Annotated in this window: 12 protein-coding genes; 6 read left to right on the forward strand and 6 right to left on the reverse strand. The window is 69.2% G+C overall.

All coding sequences use genetic code 11. From position 1 onward, the window contains the following. Nucleotides 1-276: 276 nt before the first annotated feature. On the reverse strand, nt 277-915 hold the full coding sequence (locus VNS22_RS24815) for a DNA-3-methyladenine glycosylase (RefSeq protein ID WP_325737300.1): 639 nt from the start codon (nt 913-915) through the stop codon (nt 277-279). Then, nucleotides 902-2,338 carry a mechanosensitive ion channel family protein gene (locus VNS22_RS24820; protein ID WP_325737302.1) on the reverse strand — a complete coding sequence of 479 codons (1,437 nt, stop codon included), beginning with the start codon at nt 2,336-2,338 and terminating at the stop codon, nt 902-904. Before VNS22_RS24820 ends, VNS22_RS24815 begins: the two co-directional genes overlap by 14 nt. A gap of 592 nt (nt 2,339-2,930) precedes the next feature. Between VNS22_RS24820 and VNS22_RS24825 the strand changes: the two genes are divergently transcribed. Beyond that, nucleotides 2,931-4,190, forward strand: coding sequence for a cyclopropane-fatty-acyl-phospholipid synthase family protein (locus VNS22_RS24825; RefSeq protein ID WP_325737304.1), 1,260 nt, complete (start codon nt 2,931-2,933; stop codon nt 4,188-4,190). 29 nt (nt 4,191-4,219) lie between these two features. Here the strand turns inward: VNS22_RS24825 and VNS22_RS24830 are convergent, their stop codons facing one another. Together VNS22_RS24830 and VNS22_RS24835 are read right to left on the reverse strand one after the other, a co-directional pair. Continuing rightward, the gene (locus VNS22_RS24830) at nt 4,220-4,516 is read right to left on the reverse strand and encodes an AzlD family protein (RefSeq protein WP_325737306.1); all 297 of its coding nucleotides are present in this window, start codon (nt 4,514-4,516) and stop codon (nt 4,220-4,222) included. Further along, nucleotides 4,513-5,226, reverse strand: a complete 714-nt coding sequence (locus tag VNS22_RS24835) for an AzlC family ABC transporter permease (protein WP_325737308.1) — start codon at nt 5,224-5,226, stop codon at nt 4,513-4,515. The genes VNS22_RS24830 and VNS22_RS24835 overlap by 4 nt, the downstream gene beginning before the upstream one ends. 239 nt (nt 5,227-5,465) lie before the next feature. Here VNS22_RS24835 and VNS22_RS24840 point away from each other — a divergent pair, with 239 nt between their 5' ends. From VNS22_RS24840 to VNS22_RS24855, 4 genes are all read left to right on the forward strand, one after another. Further along, a complete protein-coding gene (locus VNS22_RS24840) occupies nt 5,466-5,759 on the forward strand; it encodes a putative quinol monooxygenase (RefSeq protein WP_325737310.1) in 294 nt (97 codons plus the stop codon). A gap of 155 nt (nt 5,760-5,914) precedes the next feature. Continuing rightward, nucleotides 5,915-7,354, forward strand: coding sequence for an FAD-binding oxidoreductase (locus tag VNS22_RS24845; protein WP_325737312.1), 1,440 nt, complete (start codon nt 5,915-5,917; stop codon nt 7,352-7,354). Nucleotides 7,355-7,432: 78 nt separating this feature from the next. After that, nucleotides 7,433-7,801: a nuclear transport factor 2 family protein gene (locus tag VNS22_RS24850; RefSeq protein WP_325737314.1), complete on the forward strand. Its 369-nt coding sequence runs from the start codon at nt 7,433-7,435 to the stop codon at nt 7,799-7,801. After that, nucleotides 7,801-8,616: an alpha/beta hydrolase gene (locus VNS22_RS24855; protein WP_325737316.1), complete on the forward strand. Its 816-nt coding sequence runs from the start codon at nt 7,801-7,803 to the stop codon at nt 8,614-8,616. The genes VNS22_RS24850 and VNS22_RS24855 overlap by 1 nt, the downstream gene beginning before the upstream one ends. On the opposite strand, the gene VNS22_RS24860 is transcribed toward VNS22_RS24855, so the two are convergent. Next, complete coding sequence (locus VNS22_RS24860) at nt 8,600-9,961, reverse strand: glycosyltransferase family 39 protein (protein WP_325737318.1); 1,362 nt, start codon at nt 9,959-9,961, stop codon at nt 8,600-8,602. The genes VNS22_RS24855 and VNS22_RS24860 overlap by 17 nt on opposite strands. Nucleotides 9,962-10,151: 190 nt before the next feature. Here VNS22_RS24860 and VNS22_RS24865 point away from each other — a divergent pair, with 190 nt between their 5' ends. Further along, nucleotides 10,152-10,856, forward strand: a complete 705-nt coding sequence (locus tag VNS22_RS24865; RefSeq protein WP_325737320.1) for an SDR family oxidoreductase — start codon at nt 10,152-10,154, stop codon at nt 10,854-10,856. 57 nt (nt 10,857-10,913) lie between these two features. On the opposite strand, the gene VNS22_RS24870 is transcribed toward VNS22_RS24865, so the two are convergent. Then, nucleotides 10,914-12,853, reverse strand: a 1,940-nt coding sequence (locus VNS22_RS24870; RefSeq protein ID WP_325737321.1) for an amidohydrolase, incomplete at its 5' end; no start/stop codon positions are given.

Raw genomic sequence — 12,853 nt, forward strand, 5'->3', positions numbered from 1 at the left:
GCCGAACTTGCCGCCGGTCAGGCCATCGCAGAGGACGGTGCCCTTCCATTCCCCGGTGAGGTCGGGCGGGGCGGCGGTGGCGGCCGTTGTCGAGGTTGCAAGCAATACCAAGCCGGCCATCACGCCGGCAGTTCTGGCAACTGACATCAACGTCTCCCTGATTATTATAATTCAGGGAGTAACAGTGTAAATTCCTACCTTCAAGTGTTGCCTCTGTCCGGACTCAGAAATGATGCTGTGGTCCGTAGACTTCTCTGGCAGGCCAGAGCCTGCGGTCTATCGCGAGCGAGCAGCCGGCAGGGCGTTCAGCCGCTTCGGGCCGCTCACGAACGGGCTGCCCGGCTCGAAGAAGCGCAGCACCCGGTCGGTTTCGCGGGACAGGCCGATGCGGACGCTCTCGCCGATCGGGCCAGCCGGGCGGAGCGGTTCGCCCAGCCAGAGCGGGGCGCCCTGGCACAGGTCCATTCCGTCCAGGCTGCGGTCGATCGCAAGCGCGCTGGCGAGCCGGCCGGGGCCGCGCGCCAGGTCGAGCAGGCGGTCGGTGCCGCGGCGCTGCTGCATGAGCGGGATGCCGACCGTCGGCTCGACTGCACGGATCAGCACGCCAGCACCGGTGCCCGGCGGCTCGGCACTGACGTTCAGCGCGAACCAGCTGCCATAGATGAAATAGACATAGGCATGGCCGTGCTCGAGGAACATCGAGCGGTTGCGCGGGGTCGGGCCGCGGAAGGCGTGGCTGCTGCTGTCGCCCGGCACATAGGCCTCGGTCTCGACGATGCGCCCGGCTGCGGTGCCGTCCAGGTGGGCGTGGACCAGCGATTTGCCGATCAGCCAGCGCGCCATGGCCTCGGTGGAGACCGGGAGGTCGGTGCGGGCAATCGGTGCCGGCAGGACGCGGGGGTCAGCCGCGGTCATCGGGCAGGCCGAAGAAGTCGCGGATGCGGCCCAGCAGGTCGGTGCGCCTGGCCGGTGCCGGCGGCGGCTCGGCAGCTTCGCTCCGGCCGGTGGCACGGTCGGCCTGGCGGTAGGCCAGGATGCCGCTCAGCCGTTCGGCGAGCTCGGGGTAGCGTTCCATCAGGGGCATCAGGTCCGCCTTGCCGATCTCGAACAGGAGGCTGTCGGTCCGCGCGGTCACGGTGGCGCTGCGCGGGTCGCCGGTGAGCAGCGAGAACTCGCCGAACATGTCGCCCGGCACGAATTCGCGCAACCAGCGACGCGGCCCGGACGGAGGCTCGAGAGTGACGTCCAGCACCCCTTCCAGCACCACGAACATCGAGCTGCCGGGCTCGCCCTGGCGGACCGCGGCACTGCCGGCCGGCACCCGCACCCGCCTGGCCTTGTGCGCCAGCTCCTTCAGCTCAGGGGGCGGCAGCGAGCCGAACAGGTCGCTGCGGGCGAGCAGCAGGTCCGGCTCCGCGCGATGCTCCACCATGCGCGGCGGCATCGGCGCGTGGAACAGGTCGAGGCGCCGGTGCGCCGGGCCGATCCCGGCCTTGTAGAGATGGTGCAGCACCGCGGCGTGGAGCTGGTGGCGCAGATCGATCCGGGCGGCATAGCCCGGCACCCAGTAGCGCAGGTCCCAGACCACGCCATGCTCGCCGCAGGCGGCGATGCGCGCATCCGGCCGGTGCCCTTCGATCCGGATCGCCGCCACGGTCGCGGCGGCCGCCAGGAGAATGCGCTCGGCCCGGGCCGGCGACACCTCGTAGCCGAGCGTGACGGTGAGATGGTCGCGCCAGGGGCCCATGGGCTGGTCGAAATTGCGGAACGCGCGGGTGGCGAGCTGGGCATTGGGCACGACCAGGCCGATGCCGTCCTGGGTCACGAGCCTGGTGGTCAGCCAGCCGACCTCCTCGACCCGCCCGACCGTGTCCGGCTGTACCTCCAGCCAGTCTCCGATCCGGTAGGGCCGCTCCAGGTTGAGGGCGATGCCGGCGAACAGGCTGGCCAGCATGTCGCGCAGGGCGAAGCCCAGCACCGCCACCGCCACGCCCGAGGTGGTGAGGATGCCGGCCAGCGGCACCTCGAACAGCACGGCTGCGATCGCGAGCGCTGCGGTCAGGAGGATGAGGGCGGCCAACAGGTCGGTGAGGAGGCGCGGCAGATGCCGCGCGCGCCGCGACCAGACCAGCACATCCAGGAGGCGCACCAGCAGCCAGGCCAGCGCCAGCCACAGAGAAGCGATGATGACGCGGTCCAGGAGCCGTACCTGTTCCGGCCCGATCCAGCCGGCCAGCTCCGGCTGCAGCCCGCGCAGCAGGCTCGAGGCCATCAGCAGGACCAGCAGGAGGGCGACCGGCCAGACCAGCCGCCGCGCCGCCGATGTCGAAGCCAGCATCCCTGAGCCTCTTCCCCGTCCGGTCCTGGCGCTGTCCGGTCCAAGCACTGCCCGGACCCGGCACCGCGCAGCCTATGGAGCAGGCCCGGCCGGTGCGTGCAACCGCACAGCGGGCGGATCGGACCCGCGGCACGCGTCCCGGGGTGCGGCAGGAAGGCCACGGCCACGGCCCCGCACGCAGGCAGCCGGGCCCGCCACCTGCCAATAACCGGGGCAAGGTTCCGCAGTACCGGAAGAGTGCATAGCATCGGCCGCATAAATACCATAGCACTCCATAGGAATAGATTTGATTGCCCGCCAATAATAATGTAGAACATGCCCCAGCCAGAACCAGGGCAGCCGGCAGCGCATCTCCATCCGTGATCGAAGCGCCCTGCCGCACCGGCCGCGAACACCATGCAACGCATGTTACGCAGAAATATCTTTCCGGCCTGCCGGGCTTCCCGCCGCACCACGGAAAGAACGGGGGCAGACGGCCATCAGTAACAGTCCAATGCAATTTTTGTTGCACCCACTGTTACAAAGCATAGGCTCACCGGACAAAGGACAGCCGAAACAAGGCGCTATCAACCTCAGGTTGGAGATTTGTCCCATGCTGCTCGACGCGATGTTGCAGCGGTTCGTGAAGTTCGGTGCCATCACGATCGTCGAGGCCGGGGGGCGGGAGAAGAGCTGGCAAGGCGCCGAGGCGGGTCCCGTCACCAAGATCCGGTTCACCGACGACAAGGTCGCCCGCGACCTGTTGAAGAACCCGGAGCTCGTGGTCTGCGAAGCCTACATGGACGGGCGGATCGAGATCCTGGAGGGCACGCTCTACGAGTTCCTGGACTTCCTGATCGTCAATGCCGAGCACCAGTGGCAGGCGCAGCGCGGCACGTTCCGCGAGCGGATCCGGCTCGGCCTGCGCAAGATCCAGCAGTACAACCCGGTCGGCCGCGCCAAGCAGAACATCGCGCACCACTACGACCTGACGGATGAGTTCTACCGGCTCTTCCTGGACGAGGACGAGCAGTACTCCTGCTCCTACTTTCCCTCGCCGGACATCGGCCTGGAGGAGAGCCAGCTCCTCAAGAAGCGCCACATCGCCGCCAAGCTGCTGCTCGAGCCCGGCCAGAAGGTGCTGGACATCGGCTCTGGCTGGGGTGGGCTCGGCCTGACCATCGCCGAACTCGGCGGCTGCGACGTCACCGGCGTCACCCTGTCCGAGCGGCAGCACGAGGTCAGCAACGAGCGGGCGCGTGGCAAGGGCGTAGCCGAGCGGGTCCGCTTCCTGCTCCAGGACTACCGGCATCTGCGCGAGCGCTTCGACCGGATCGTGTCGGTCGGCATGTTCGAGCATGTCGGCGTTCACCACTATGACGAGTTCTTCGGCAAGGTCCGCGACCTGCTGGCCGACGACGGGGTGATGCTGCTCCACTCGATCGGCCGGATGGAGGGGCCGAGCTGGACCTCGGCCTTCATCCGCAAATACATCTTCCCGGGCGGCTACATCCCGGCCCTGTCCGAGGTGCTGCCGGCGATCGAGCGGGCCGGCCTGTGGGTCACCGATGTCGAGATCCTGCGCCTGCACTATGCCGAGACGCTGAAGCACTGGCGCCAGCGCTTCATGGCCCGCCGCGACGAGGCCAAGGCGCTCTACGACGAGCGGTTCTGCCGGATGTGGGAGATCTACCTGATCGGCTCGGAACTGTTCTTCCGCCGCCAGCGCGGCATGGTGTTCCAGATCCAGCTCGCCAAGGACCGCCACGCCGTTCCGCTCACCCGCGACTACATGGTCGACACCGAGCGTGCCTGGCGCTGTGCCGACCAGCATGCCGGGCTGCGCACCGTGGGCGGCCGCGACGCGGCCTGAGCCGCGCTTGCCTGCCCGGAACGGTCCGCCTACCAGGGCAGGTTGCGCAGGGCGATCAGCACGGCGGCGCCGGCGACGAAGGTCACCAGCGCGCTGCCGCGCAGCGCCACCAGGGCCGTCACCAGCAGCGCTGCCAGCTCCGGCACGCCGCCACCCAGTGCCGCCGGGGCCACCAGGGTAGTCAGCACCGCGGCCGGCACCGCGTCCAGCCCGGCCTGCACGCGCGGTGGCACGCGGGCGAAGCGCGAGAGGACCAGATGGCCCAGGATGCGCGCGAGATAGGTGACGGCTGCGGCCGCCAGGATGATCCAGAGCGTCGTGCTCATCCGCGCTTCGGCTCCGCGTAGCGCGGCAGGGGCATGGCGGCGGCCAACAGGATCCCGGCGAGCGCACCGATCGTGACATGCCAGGGCGAGCCCAGGGTCACGTAGGCGAGCATCGAGCCCATGGCGCTGGCGGCCACCACCGGCAGCCAGTTCGCCCGGCGGCGAAAGCCCATGACCAGGCTCAGGAAGTAGACCGGTACCAGGAAGTCGAGGCCCAGCGCGTAGGGGTCGGTGATCAGCCGGCCGAATGCGGCCCCCACGGCCGCCTCGGCGATCCAGGTCAGGTAGATCGGCAGCCCCAGGCCGAGATACCAGGCGAAGGTCAGCCGGTGGCCCCTCTCCGCTTCCCGCTCGCTCTCCGCATATTGCAGGTCGACCAGCAGGAAGAAGGCCAGCGCCTTGCGCGCCGCGGACCATGAGCCGATCAGCCGGCCGACCGCCGCCGAATAGAGGATCGAGCGGGTGTTCACGATGAAGATCGAGAGCACGATCATCCAGGGTGCCGCCCGCTGGCCGAACAGTTCCACGCCCACGATCTGGCTGGCCCCGCCATAGACCAGCGCGCTCATCAGCGTGGCCTCGAGCACGGAAAAGCCGTTGTCGGCGGCCAGCGCGCCGAACAGCAGCCCGAATGGTGCGATCGCGATGATCATGGTGGGCGTGGCCCGCGCCCCGCGCCAGAACTCCGTACTGCCTGAACCGCTCGCCATGCCTGCTCCCGCCCCTGCCGCGATCACGACGGGAGCGCACACCCGACGCTGGCCACGGAGTCGAGGTACAGACGCCGGAACAGCTCCGGGAGGTCCCTGCCCGCCACGACCCCGCCGGCGGGTGTCTGACGCATGACGCCAGTGCCGACAAGCCGGCCGGCCGGTTGCCAGGACGGGCGGCATCGGCAAAGGCAATCCTGCCTTCGGGCAGCAGATCGACCGGCAAAGGGCATCAGCGCATGATCACCATCACCGCCATCATCAAGGCGAAGCCCGGCCATGAAGAGGAGGTGCACCAGGCACTGCTCCAATGCGGCAGCGAGGGCTCGGCGCACGAGCCGGGCACGCTCGGCTACCATGTCGGCCGCGCGGTCGAGGACCCGGCGGTCTTCACCACCTATGAGCGCTTCGCCGACCGGGAAGCGATGGACCAGCACAACGCCACCACCGGCAAGCGGTTCTTCGATGCGGTGGGACATCTGCTGGACGGGGCGCCCACGTTCGCAGTGTGCGAGGAGATCTGGGTGAAATAATAAAGAAGAGGTGGCACCGGCGAGACATTTCGTTGCCACCTCGACCTGCTATATTTCCGGATTATACCCTGCCCTCCTCAACGAGGTCAGGGAGACGAGTGATGGATGGTCCGAGCGGGAGCCGGCGTCGGCTTCTCCAGGCAAGCGCATGGGCGATGGGCGGTCTGGCCGTCCCGCCGCTCTGGTCGCACGCTCGTGCCGACGCGCCCACCCGCGGCCTCCTGGCGCTCGGCCGTGACCTCGACGGCCGCCTGCTGCTCCCGGGCGATTCCGGCTACGCTCCTGCCGCCTGGCCGAACAACGCGCGCTGGTCCGGCGTGCTGCCGCAGGCGGTCGCCGCCTGCGCGGGCGACGAGGACGTGCGGCGCTGCATCCGCTGGGCGCGCGACCACGGCATGCCGTTCGCCATCCGCTCCGGCGGCCACTCCTATGCCGGGTTCTCCACCACGGACGGCCTGCTGATCGACGTGAAGGCGCTGAGCCGCATCACGGTCGATCTTCAGGCGGGAACGGCCACCGTCGGCGGTGGCGCCAACAACCAGGACATGGCCGATGCCATGCGCAGCCTGCCCTTCACCGTTCCCTCGGGCCGCTGCCCGACGGTCGGCGCCGGTGGCCTGACCCTTGGTGGCGGCTGGGGCTTCGCCGCGACCCATTCCGGCCTGACCTGCGACAGCCTGCTCAGCACCGAGCTGGTGGATGCCACCGGCCAGACCATCACGGCCAGTGATCGCGAGCGGCCGGACCTGTTCTGGGCAGTGCGGGGCGGCGGTGGCGGCAATTTCGGCGTGCATACCAGCTTCACCTTCCAGCTCCACCCGGTCGGCCGGGTCACGGCCTTCCACATCGTCTGGCCGCCCGGCCGGCAGGTCGAGCTGATGGCGGCGCTCCAGTCGGTCCAGCTCGGCAACCCGACCATGATCTCCACCCGCAGCAAGGTCAGCCCGACCCGTGCGGGTGCGTCCCTGGCCATGGCCGAGCTGTTCGCCCAGACCCTGGGCATCTACTGGGGCAGTCCCGACGAGCTGCGCCAGGTCATGCAGCCGGCACTCGCCCTGCTCGAGCCGGACATCCTGGAGATCGAGGAGATGCCCTACTGGGTCGCGCGCGACTTTCTCGTCACCGACGACCCGACCGGCAGCTACGACATCCGCTCACGCTACGTGAGCGGGGCGCTCGACGAGGCGGGCCTGGAAACCATGCTGCACTGGATGACGCGCTGGCCGGGCGGCTCCCTGCGCCAGGCCAACATGGGGATCCTGTTCGCCGCCGGCGGCAAGGTGAAGGAACGCAAGCCCGAGGAGACCGCCTACCCGCACCGGGCGGCGGACTTCATCTTCCAGATGGAGGCCTCCTGGGGGCCGCTCGACGGGCCGGAGCAGGTCCGCCGCCAGCAGGACTGGCTGACCGGCTACATGGAGGACATGCAGAAGTTCCTGCTGCCGAGCTCCTATGTGAACTTCCCCAACCGCGAGCTGCGGGACTGGGCGCGGGCCTATTATGGACCGAACCTGGAGCGTCTGTCCGAGGTGAAGCGCCGCTACGATCCCGATGGCCTGTTCCGCTTCCCGCAGAGCATCCCGGCTTCCGCCTGACCACGCCGCCTTACCTCCCGGGTAATCGACCCGGGAAGGCTCCCGCTTCATGGTTTCCTCGCACCCATGGAGGAAACCATGCCGAGCTTCGATGCCAACCTGATCGCCGCCCGCTACCTGGCCGCGTGGAACGCGCGTGAGCCCGTGGAACGCCGGGCCGCCGTGGCGCGAGCCTGGACCGAGACCGGCAGCTATCTCGATCCCCTGATGGAGGCCGAGGGCCATGGCGGGCTGGACGCGATGATCGCCGCCGCCCAGGCGCAGTTCCCGGGCCTGGTCTTCCGCCTCGCCGGCGCGCCGGACCGCCATCACGACCGGCTGCGCTTTTCCTGGACGCTGGCGCCTGAAGGCGGCGTGCCGGTGGCACGCGGCACCGACTTCGCGGTGGTCGCCGAGGATGGCCGGCTGGCCGCGGTGACCGGCTTTCTGGACCGGGAGAGTGCGTGATGCCGACGATCCGCACGTCCGACGGGGTGGAGCTGTTCTACCGCGACTGGGGCCAGGGGCCGCAAACCGTGGTGTTCCTGGCGAGCTGGTCGCTGAGCTCGGAGAGCTGGGCCTACCAGATGCTGCCCATGGCCGAGGCCGGCTGTCGCTGCATCGCCTATGACCGGCGCGGCCATGGCCGGTCCGACGATCCGGGCCGGGGCTATGACTACGACACGCTGGCCGACGACCTAGCCTGCCTGATGGAGCGGCTGGACCTGCGCGACGTCACCCTGGTCGGCTACTCGATGGGACCGGGCGAGATCGTCCGCTACCTGACCAGGCATGGCAGCGGCCGGGTGGCGCGGGTCGCCATGCTCGGCACGGTGACGCCCATGCTGGCGCAGGCGGCGGACAATCCGGCCGGCATTCCGGAAGACGTGTTCGAGCAGGTCCGCCGCGAGCAGCTCATGCGCGACTTCCCGCAATGGATCGAGGACAATATCCGGCCGTTCGTGGCGCCCGAGACTTCGGACGGCATGGTCGACTGGATCCGCTCCATCTGCCGGCAGACCTCGCTCCAGGCGATCGTCCAATGCAACCGGGCGATCACGGCGGCCGACTTCCGTGCCGAGCTGCGGCGGATCGAGCTGCCGGTCCTGCTGCTCCACGGCGAGGCGGACGTGAGCGCGCCGATTGCGCTGACTGCCGAGCAGAGCCTCGCCCTGCTGCGCCATGCGGAGCTGGTGCGCTATCCCGGGGCTCCGCACGGCATCTTCCTGACCCATGCCGGGCAGGTCACGGACGACCTGCTGCGCTTCATCCAGCCGGCGTGACGGGGCGTGCGCCTGCGGCTGCCGCCACGTCGCGCAGGCAGGCGATGGCGGCCACCGCGAGGAGCGGCTCCAGCGGCAGGCGGAAGCGGCGCTCTGGGAAGGTCAGCGCATAGATCGCGAGGTTGCCGGCGACCAGCAGCAGCACGGCCAGGCCGAACAGTCGCCGCCTGGGCCAGAGCAGGGCCGACGCCAGGCCCACCAGGCCCAGCGGCAGGAGGAACAGATGGTAGAGGTTGCGCAGGTCGCCGCTGCCCAACTGCGCATCCGCCACGGTGAGCTGCCCGTCCGGGCCCATCACCACCTCGCCCTCGCGCGCGATCGGCGCGGTGGCCGGGCTCAGGAACACCACACCCTTCTCGATCGCCCGGTGCAGGAAGCGGGCCGGGTCGGCCAGGATCGCGTCCTTGGCCAGCGCGCCCAGATAGTCGTCGGCCCGCCACTGCTCGGTGTCCCAGTCGATCCCCTGCTCCTGGATCATCGGCTTGATCCAGGGGTCAGACCGGTCGACGTCGCCCAGCAGATAGAGGTCGCCCATCAGGGGGTGGTTGCCCTTGAACAGGTTCATGCCGCCCGTGCTGGTGCCGGACAGCGCCACCCGGCCGAAGCTCGTCGCGAGATGGACCTGCCAGGGCAGGAGGCAGACGGCCAGCACCACGAGATGGACCAGGACCGGACGGATGGCCGGCCGCAGGGCATCGGCCTGCCAGCACAGGGCGATCAGCGTGGCCGGGACCAGCACGATGCCGCTGGGCCTGGTCAGGAGCGCCAGGGCCGCCAGCACCGCCAGCAGCACGGCCTTGCCCGTGCCGTTCATGGGCCACAGCAGGACCAGGACCCAGGCCAGCGTCAGGAGGGTGAACAGGCCGGTCTCGCGCAGCACGAAGAACTCACGCAGCAGCGCCAGGTTGAGCACGGCCAGCATTGCCGCCGCGGCAGCCAGCAGCCGGCTGCCCAGGATCCGCTCGGTGATCAGCGCCACCATGCCGAGCGAAGCCAGCGCCATCAGCCCCTGGCCCAGCACAGCCAACACCGCCCAGCTCTTGCCCGCGAGCAGCATGCAGACGGCCAGATAGAAGGGATAGGCCGGCGGGCGCAGGGCGGTCGTGTGGATGCCGTCCAGCGAGTAGCGCCAGCTGGTGATCAGATGCTCGGCGATCAGCGCGTAGGAGGCCGAGCCGTAGCGCTCGAACGTGGCGAGGCTGCTCATGCCCACCGCCAGGACCAGCAGCACGCAGAAGGCGCCAGCCAGCAGCGGCAGGAAGCGCAGCCAGCCCGTCCGGACCAACCCGGTCGCGGCTGGGCCGCCCTGCCCGAGCGGCCGGGCGACCTCCGACGACATCATCATCAACCTGCTCCTCGACCGTTGCCATCCGGAAGGACGCACTGGCCGGACTATAGCGGCTCCCGGTGGGGGCCCGGCAACTGCCGGCGGCATCGGGGCAGCCTAAAGGATGCCTGAACAACCGCGTCGCCCCGGCGTTTGGCCGGTGCCATAGTCCGGCCGCACACGACCATGTGAAGGAGGCCAGGGGCCGATGGCGGAACAGAAGGTGGCGCTGGTCACCGCGGGCGGCAGCGGCATGGGTGCCGCGGCGGCGCGGCGCCTGGCGGCGGACGGTTTTGCGGTGGGCATCCTGTCGTCGTCGGGCAAAGGCGAGGCGCTGGCGGCGGAGCTGGGCGGGCTGGGCGTCACCGGCTCCAACCAGTCGGTCGACGATCTCCAGCGCCTGGTCGACGGGGCGATGGCGCGCTGGGGCCGGATCGACGTGCTGGTCAACAGTGCCGGACACGGGCCACGCGCACCGGTGCTGGAGCTCACCGACGAGCAGTGGCACGCCGGCATGGACGTCTACCTGCTGAACGTGATCCGCCCGACCCGGCTGGTGACCCCGGTCATGCGGGCGCAGAAGGGCGGGGCCATCATCAACATTTCCACGGCCTGGGCGTTCGAGCCGAGTGCGATGTTCCCGACCTCGGCGGTGTTCCGCGCGGGTCTGGCCGCCTTCACCAAGCTGTTCGCCGACAGCCATGCCGCGGACAATGTGCGCATGAACAACGTCCTGCCCGGCTGGATCGACAGCCTGCCGGCCACCGAGGAGCGCCGGCAGGGCGTGCCGATGGGCCGCTATGGCAGGAGCGAGGAGATCGCGGCGACGATCGCATTCCTGGCATCCGAGGGGGCCGGCTACATCACCGGCCAGAACATCCGCGTCGACGGCGGCCTGATGCGCTCGATCTGACAAGGGGGCCGGCAGCGCGGCACGTCCGGGTGCCGCGCTGCTGACTGATAGCGGCCGTCAGTAGTCGGCCGGCCAGATCGGCTTTTCCAGGGCGCGCGGGTTCGGCCGGTGCTTGCCGCCGTGCACGGTGGCGAGGATGCGGATGTCCCTCAGCCGGTCGGGTGCCGCCTCCATCTGGAGCGGGTCGTCCGACATCACCACCATGTCGGCCACCTTGCCGGCCGTCAGGGTGCCGCGGCTCTGCGAGAGCCCGTACTGCCAGGCGGCATCGACGGTCCAGGCGCGCAGGCCCTGCTCGATCGAGATCGATTCCTGCGGACCCATCACGGCCGGGCAGGCGGCCTTGTCGGTATTGGGGTACCAGTCCGGCTGCTGGGCCTTGCGGGTCTTGGCCACCCAGACCGAGAACAGCGGGGACGGCGGCTCGACCGGCGAATCGGTGTGCATCGTCACCCGCAGCCCCGAGTTCAGCGCGCTGCGCGCCGGGTAGGGATAGTACTTGCCGTTCATCACCTTCGGGCCCAGCACCTGCTGGCACTGGGGCAGGCCCCAGAAATAGAGATTGCCCATCAGGAAGCTGACCGGAGCGTTGATGCTCTTCATCCAGGACATGGTCTGCTTGCTGACGAACGGCGCGTGCAGCACGATGTCCCGGAACTTCCAGCCGTCCGGATAGTGCACCCGCCGCAGCGCTGCCACCGCCTTGTCGGCCGCCTGGTCGCCGTTCTCATGGATCATGATCGGGTAGCCGGCCTGGTGGGCCGCCAGGATGCGGCGCTCCATCTGGCCTTCCCACAGGTCCGGCAGGCCCTGGTAGGGCTTGGGGAAGGGCTGCTCCGTGAACGGCGGGAAGACCATGTAGTAGGGGTCGTTCAGGAAGGCAGTGTAGCCTTGCGGGCTGCCGTCGGCGAAGCTCTTCACCCCCGCGATGAAGATCTTGGACTGGCCCTTGATCGCCGCCGCCGCCTGCTTCGCCATGTTGATGGTATTGGCGAAATTCGGGCTGGAGTTGTCGTACATCATCAGGCCGACCGTGAACGGGAAGCCCGGGTCCTTCATCAGGTCCAGATAGAGCCTGGCATCGCCCAGCGAGGCCGCGCCCTCCTGGATCAGGGTGTAGCCATGGCCGGCATAGATATCGATGGCCTTGGCGAGCGAGGTGGCTGCGGAGAGCTTGTCGTCCTCCAGCACCTGGCTGACCCAGAAGGAGTCGGCATAGAGCGCCAGGTCCTCGTTGAGCTGCCCGGTCTTGGCCAGCGCCAGTTCCTGCTTCGGGTTGATCGAGGGACTGAGGCAGTCCGTCGTGATGCCGGCCACCCCGCAGATCCGGAGCAGCTTCAGCGCCGGCGTGTTCACGTAGCTGACATGCCCGGACTGGCTGGACACGAAGATCGGGATCTTGGTCGAGATCGCGTCCAGGGTCGCGCGCGCGTTGCCGTCCTCGAAGTTCGGGCAGGCGAAGCCGACATTGGTCTTCGGGCCCTTGCAGCTCTTGCCGTGGCCGAGCCGGGCCGGGTCATAGCTCATCGCCAGGACGCGGGTCGCCCCCTTCTTCCTGGCCGCGGCCGTGATCCGCTCGATGACGTCGTCCTGGCTCTTCACCGGAATGAAGCAGCGCTGCGGATCATCGGGCGTCTTGCAGCGCGGATCGCCCGGCAGCGGCTTGAAGAACAGGTTTACCGACGAGACGTCGAGCCAGTGCTTCTCGTCGGTGAAGAACGCATAGCCCAGGAAGTGGGAATGCGGGTCGATGAAGCCCGGCAGCACGGTGGCGCCATCCAGCCGGACGGTCTTCGTGCCGGGCCCGACATGCTCGCGGACCTTGGCATCGGAGCCCACCGCCAGGATCTTGCCGCCCTTGACCGCAACCGCCCTGGCCCGCGGCTGGGCGGCGTCCATGGTCACGACATTGCCGCCCAGATAGACGGTGTCGGCGACCGGTGGCGGCGGTTCCTTGGCCATTCCGGGGGGTGCGAACAACATGCAGACGGCCGCCA

Source organism: Geminicoccus sp. (assembly GCF_035556675.1).
Taxonomy (GTDB): domain Bacteria; phylum Pseudomonadota; class Alphaproteobacteria; order Geminicoccales; family Geminicoccaceae; genus Geminicoccus.